General features: G+C 45.2%; 6 protein-coding genes. 2 read left to right on the plus strand and 4 right to left on the minus strand.

The features are described from left to right. Nucleotides 1–67: 67 nt before the first annotated feature. Complete coding sequence (locus tag NFR88_RS13040; protein WP_160200786.1) at nt 68–784, plus strand: helix-turn-helix transcriptional regulator; 717 nt, start codon at nt 68–70, stop codon at nt 782–784. Between the two features lies 1 nt (nt 785). On the opposite strand, the gene NFR88_RS13045 is transcribed toward NFR88_RS13040, so the two are convergent. The 4 genes from NFR88_RS13045 to NFR88_RS13060 form a co-directional block, all read right to left on the minus strand. After that, nucleotides 786–1,049 carry a hypothetical protein gene (locus tag NFR88_RS13045; protein WP_160200785.1) on the minus strand — a complete coding sequence of 88 codons (264 nt, stop codon included), beginning with the start codon at nt 1,047–1,049 and terminating at the stop codon, nt 786–788. Nucleotides 1,050–1,131: 82 nt separating this feature from the next. Next, nucleotides 1,132–2,511, minus strand: coding sequence for an MFS transporter (locus NFR88_RS13050; RefSeq protein ID WP_251616557.1), 1,380 nt, complete (start codon nt 2,509–2,511; stop codon nt 1,132–1,134). Between the two features lie 55 nt (nt 2,512–2,566). After that, on the minus strand, nt 2,567–3,763 hold the full coding sequence (locus tag NFR88_RS13055; RefSeq protein ID WP_251616560.1) for a MalY/PatB family protein: 1,197 nt from the start codon (nt 3,761–3,763) through the stop codon (nt 2,567–2,569). Nucleotides 3,764–3,786: 23 nt separating this feature from the next. Further along, nucleotides 3,787–5,235 carry a M61 metallopeptidase family protein gene (locus NFR88_RS13060; RefSeq protein ID WP_251616563.1) on the minus strand — a complete coding sequence of 483 codons (1,449 nt, stop codon included), beginning with the start codon at nt 5,233–5,235 and terminating at the stop codon, nt 3,787–3,789. A gap of 71 nt (nt 5,236–5,306) precedes the next feature. On the opposite strand from NFR88_RS13060, the gene NFR88_RS13065 reads away from it, so the two are divergent. Then, nucleotides 5,307–6,548 carry a metal-dependent hydrolase family protein gene (locus tag NFR88_RS13065; protein WP_251616565.1) on the plus strand — a complete coding sequence of 414 codons (1,242 nt, stop codon included), beginning with the start codon at nt 5,307–5,309 and terminating at the stop codon, nt 6,546–6,548. Nucleotides 6,549–6,669 lie beyond the last annotated feature (121 nt).

Consider the following 6,669-nt stretch of genomic DNA (forward strand, 5'->3'; position numbering starts at 1 on the left):
CACAAACCATGGTAAAATAATACTGGTTTTGTCAAAGACAAGTTAGCTTTAGGGAGGATTATCGCCAATGAGTCAAAACAAAGAAAATAAACAGACCAAAGAACAAATTTTAGATTTTATGACCCGTACCGCAGAAGGCCTTGCACAGATGTTTGGTCACTCCTGCGAAACACTGATTCACGACATGAGTATACCGGGTCACCCTATTATCGCTATTTATAACGGTCATGTCAGCGGAAGATCTGTAGGCTCTACTGCCGATATTTTCGGTGATGATATCATGGCAGAAGGACACCTGCAGACAGTAGGAACACGCACTGCTCAAGCAGAAGATACAGATACTGCGCCTTATCATTTTAAGCCGGAAACTGATATCATCAACTCCCTCGCGATTACCAAAAATGGGAGATATATCAAGTCTACGACTTTTAACTATGTGGGGGAAGACTATCACTATGCACTGGGAATTAATTTTGACTACACGTCTTTAGGCAGCGCTATGTCCACCTTGGAAGGTCTCGTTGCCATCGGCAGCGATCTCAATGATGCCATCAAAGACTCCAGCAACAATCAACTGGAAGAAATCTTCAAAGACTGCCTGTCCATCGTTGGAAAAACGCCGCAGGCTATGAAAAAAAATGACCGTCTGCAGCTCATTGCCCTTTTAATACAGCGCAATGCCTTCAGCTTTCAGAAGTCAATTACATACGTTGCAGAGCAGCTGAACGTATCCCGTTATACAATCTATAAATACTGTCACGAAGTGGAGGAATCGCTTAAATAATTCACTTAACACATTCACTAACTGACAATTCCCTTAAAAACCGCAAAAGATACTCATACGCCTCCCTGCCGCGAACAACAATCTCAACACCTCTGGCAGAATTAAAAACCAGAATCGAAAGTCCGCTTCCAATAGCGGTCTTTTTTATAATTTCAGCCGCTTCCATCGCGCTTATTCCTGTAACCGCTGCCTGAGCCTGTCCTGCACATTCCTCTATAGCAATCAGCTGTGGAGCAGCCTCCTGCCACCGTATTGCATCATTCATCTTTTCCAAACCTCCTATCCGAAAAATAAAAGCGACATTGCTGCCGCTTTTATTCATACTATAATCTCATTTTATGTACACATTACTGTGCTGCTTTTCTAGCCTCAATCTCTTTTTTCAGTTCCGGCAGCTTCTTTTCAATTTTGTAAATATACAGCAGAAGCAGCCCCATGACTACATATACTGCAAGCTGTGCAGTGAACTGCAGATGGAAAAAGGCGCTAAGCACATTTGCCGGCTGGGTTGCAGCAGTTGGATCAAAGCCGACTGCATCCAGTACAAATCCGGCAACCGTAGTACCAAATGCCAATCCAATTTTTGTTCCAATACCATATGCGCTCATAATGACGCTGGTATTCTTGTGCCCTGTCTTCCATTCGCCATAGTCAACACAGTCCATAATACACTGCGGTACCACTGCGCTTACCATTACAGGCCCGAGAGACTGCACGGTGGTGATGACTACATAAAAAGTGACGCTAGGCACACCTGTAATAACTGCTGCAAGCAAGCTGAGAGCTGCCAGCGTACATCCAATTAAACCTGTACCTGCATTTCCGAATCGCTTATACAGCGGCACCAGAAGCAGAACCGGTACTAGTCCGACAATCGTGCTCGGTACAGAAGCATAGGACATGGCGTTAACATCTCCCAAATTGTAAGTACAGTAGTAGACCATGACAGCACCTCCAATGGAGGAAATCAGCATTTTCACCACCTGCATTGTCAGAACCGCCAAAGCAGGTCTGTTTTCTACCAGTGCTTTTATCATCTGTCCCGCACTCGGCGCAGCTGATTTGACGTTGCCCTCCTCTTCATAGTCTTCATACTCATAGCCCTTTACTGTGCAAGTGCCGACATAACCAATAATTGCATACACAACCGCATAAATTGCAGCAAGTTTTGCAAAGGCTGTCGCTTCGCCGTAGCCTGCCAGCCAGCCGACAAGTGGCATTGTTACTGCCGGTACAACAGCGTTAAGGATGGTATTATACACGTTGTCATAGACATTCAGCTTTGCACGTTCTGCACCATTAGATGTCAGTTTTGGTCTGAGGGAATCCTTAGAAATACTAAAAACTGTCTGAGACATTCCCAAGCCTATAAAGGATACCGCAGCCCATACGACCTTCATAGTATAAGATAAATCCGGCGCTGAATAGCAGAGCACCATGAAAATTCCTACCGGAACCAGCGCACAACGCATGAAGAAAATGCACTTATTCGGTCTCCTGCTCTTTTCTACAATAATTCCCACCATAGGGTCATTGATAAAGTCCCAAATACGGGCAATCATGATAATAAGTCCGGCTGCTGTTCCACTGATACCGAGAAAGTTTGTGAAAAACATCAGCAGAAAGTACATCTGGAGCAGCATCTGCAATGTTGCTGACACGTTGAGAAGCGGATACCCCATCAGTACTCTCATAGGCAATTTACGGTCGTTGTTGTTTGTTGACATTTTGCCAATCTCCTTTCAATTCTATGTCTATATTATACCATTTTACGACAAATTGTCAATCATTTTTAAAACATTTTGTCAATTCATTGCAAGCTTCTGACACTCTTTCTAAGGCTTCCTCAATCTGCATTCTCGAACTGGATAGATTCATTCTTGTCATCCTCTCACAGCCCTCTCCGTAAACTTCTCCTGTTTCCACCTCAAAAAGGGCCTCTCTCTCAAAGAAATCGTGGAGCTCTTTTCCTGAAATACCAAGAAACGACCAGTCAATCCAGCAGACGGTTGTTCCCTCCACAGGAAATACGTATGCCTGCGGCAGATGCTCTCGTAAAAATTCTTTTACCCAAACACCGTTTTTGTAAATATAATCTCTTACAGCCGTAAACCAGGCTTTTCCTTCCGGACAGTAGGCGCCCAAAACAGAAGCATATTCAAAAGGTCCCAGACTTCCGTAATGATCCGCATATTTCTGCTCTTCGTAACGTGCACGAAGCTTTGCATCAGGAATAATCGCATGGGCATGATTGACGCCGGTGAAGTTAAAAGCTTTTCCCAGTGATGTGACAGTAATGGCATACGCCTGTCCTTCTTCAATGGAAGCATAAGGCTTAGCCTGATGTCCTTCAAAGGTCATTTCTCCAAAAATCTCATCACAGATAACCGGCATCTGATACTTTGCTGACAGCGCCGCTACTTTCCGAAGGTCCTCTAGTGGCCAGACCTTGCCTATAGGATTATGTGCATTGCAAAGCACCAAAAGCTTATTTTCGGGCGCCTGCATTTTAGTTTCTAAATCCTCAAAATCCATCTGGTACTGCCCATCTACAATTTTCAGCGGATTATGTACCGTTTTCCGTTTCATTCGAGTCGCCGCCTGCTCATAGCGATAATAGACCGGCGTCTGTACAATAATCCCGTCGCCTTCTTTCGTTGTCATGCGAATAGCCGTGGCAACTGAAAAAATCGTTCCCAGCACAGGCACAATCCATTCATCCGCAATGTCCCAGCTGCGCATCTCTTTATGCCACCACTTTACCGCATCCAGATACTGCTGCGTTGGAATCGTAAAGCCATAAATACCTCGTTCCGCCGTTGCTTTTACTGCCTCCCTAATGCTGGGCGCTGTCGAAAAATCCATTTCGGCTGCCGAAAAGCTGGTAACACCCTGCTTACGCAGCGCCTCCGGTCTAAAGCGTGCTTTCAAATTTTCTGTTCCCTCATAGGCTCCTGCTCTATCAAAATCGTACATCATTTAATCCTCTTTCTTGCGCCAAATCAGTGCCCCCCCTCAATAGCGCCTTTCTTTATATCCTCATAGCGTCCTTTTTCAAAGGAAAACCCGCCGTCAAACCACCGATTATCAGCAGCAATCACTTCATCTCCTGCCATCACCCTTCTAAAGTGTTCGACTGCCTCTTCACCCAGTTCTTCTCCAATCAAAGCTTCCCAGTCTGAAACAGTTACCTTCTCTCCTGCTCTTCTTCGTTCAACAATTAGTAAGACCAAATCGTCTAAACTTCTCTTGCCGCCGGATTTCTTTCTGAGCAGATAATCCGTCTCCGCCAGATAGATAAAACCTCTCCCATAAGGAACACGCTGAACCTGATTGTCTTCCCACGCTTTCTCGTAAGCCTCTTCACAGCTCATTGACTGATATGGGTTGTTGTAATAATTGGTACACTTTTCAGTAATCCAGCCTGCTGCCTGCTCAGAGCCTGCAATTCCACGGCGAAGAGGAATCATTACACTGTAAAACTCTGCGGTACCTTCACTATACCACGGTCCCTTCCCTGCCGGTTCATCAAGAGCCGGCCAATTATGCACAATTTCATGGGCAAGGGTGTTAAGCGCCTCTTCCATAATCAGCGGCATCGCATCACTGTAACCAAACACGAATCCGCCGTCAAAAGCGGTTCCTCCATTAGAAATAGAAAACGGCTCTTTGCGGAAAAATACACTGTACGCTAAGTCTTCATCGCCGAAAAACTCGCACATTGCAGAAAGAAGTGTTGGCAGCTGCCTAGTAACTTTTTCCTGATCCGGTAAATTTTCATCCAGCCAGTAAATATTCCGCTTTCCGCTTTCATCACTGACTCTTTTGATTTTCCCTGCCAAATACAGTGAGAAAGTATAGTCCTGTGGCGTTCCGATATAATCAAGATTTCCGCAGCCTTTTATCGCTGCAGCATCAGCATCTTCCGGCATTTTCGATTTATCCCAGATAAAATGAATGTGGTACTTTCCTTCCTCCACTGCTGCAAGAGATGCTACACCGGGAATCAATGCGCCATTTTTCTCCTGAATCGTATCAAAATATGGATGACATCTGTCCACGCCAGTCAAATCTCTAGGCAGAAAACAGTAAGAAAACCGCACATTACCTACAGTTTCTCTTTTCACGCGCCATACTCGCTTGTCAAAACCGGTAACATCCTTTTCCACGGTTTCGCTAAGAGAAAGCGCTCCCTCATCGTCAAAGGCACAAAGACCCTCCTCTGTAAACTGTGCCCCCGGCACCCCTGCGACCATCTTCCATAAATCCGCCAGCTTATCGCCTGCAGCAAACTGCGGGCTTTCCAAGGTCATCTCAACATCCGCATACTGAAAATCATATTCTTCACTCATATACGGTCTAAGCTTTATCCATAGCTGTTTTATAGTGTCCATCATGTCCTCCATCAAATTATTTCTTGTGTCATCTTTATTATACAGAATAAATTTCATTTCGTCAACTCTATATTGACAAAATGTTTATTTATTGCTATGATGAAGTCATACAAAGAAGGGAGATTATTATGATTTCATACATTTTAAAAGGCCGCCTTATCGACGGTATATCCGATACCCCTATAGAAAACGGACTCGTTGCCGTTGAAGGAAGCCGCATCGTCTATGCCGGTGCGGAAACCGATTTTGATGCTGCAGCTTTTGATACAGATAACAGCACAACTTTGCTTGATGCCGGAACCGGAACCATCCTGCCCGGCTTTATCGACTGTCATGCTCACCTTTTCGGCGATGAAAACGCCGGAAGCTTTGCAGATGGCAAAATCTTTGGCGATCAATTGCTGGGCGCCGCTTATCAATGTGGTCTGCTTCTGGATGCCGGTTTTACTTCTCTGCGGGATATGTCCGAAAATGGTCTGTATCTTTCCCGTGCGGTGGAACGCGGCATTCTTCGCGGTCCTAAAATCATGCCCGGCGGAAAAATCCTGGGAATTACTTCCGGTCACGTGGATATGAATCCATCCTTATCAAAAGAAGAATTGAATCGCCTGGATCATACCTCCAGACTCGTCGATGGTCCGTGGGACTGTGTGCAGGGAGTCAGAGAACAATTCCGCGCCGGGGCAAAATTCATTAAAATCTGCGCTACTGGAGGCGTTTCTTCTCCTACAGACCGTCTGGATGACGTTCAGTTTTCCCCGGAAGAACTAAAGGCAATTGCTGACGAAGCAAAACGCCATCACAGCTATGTCTGTGCCCACTGCACCGGATATGAAGGCACTTATCAAGCGCTGCTTTCCGGTATCACCTGCATAGAACACGGCGTGTACTTAACACAGCGTGAAATTGATTTGATGAAAGAACTGGATGCTACTTTAGTCACCACCCTCGCTGTGTCTTTGGGCGTTGCCAATATTCCCGGTCTTCCTGAATGGATGGAGAAAAAGGTCAAAACCTGTGCAGCTGCAAATGTCAAAACTATTGAAATGGCACGCAAAGCTGGAATTCGTATTGCACTGGGAACTGATTTTTCCAACAGCCCAAACAGCCCTTATCTGGAGAACGGTAAAGAATTCGCTGCCATGTGCAGAGCTGGCATGACACCGATGGAAGCCATCAAAGCAGGTACATCAAATGCCGCACATCTCCTTTGCGAAGATGCCAGCACCGGTTGTCTAACGCCTGGAAAACTGGCTGATATCGTCATCGTAGATGGCAATCCTCTTTCCGATATCAGCTGTCTGACTCATGCCGACCACGTAAAAATGGTTATGGTAGATGGAGAAATGAAAAGAGAAAATCTACAGTAGATTTTCTCTTTTCTTAAGACATAAAAAAGCCCCATCATTTCAGCACCAATGGCATTAAGTTAAGAAAATCTCACATCACAGAAAATGTGGTGTGGGATTTTTTTGAGAATAAGTATTGACA

Origin of the sequence: Senimuribacter intestinalis (assembly GCF_943192965.1) — a bacterium.
GTDB classification, from domain to species: Bacteria; Bacillota; Clostridia; order Peptostreptococcales; family Anaerovoracaceae; genus Senimuribacter; species Senimuribacter intestinalis.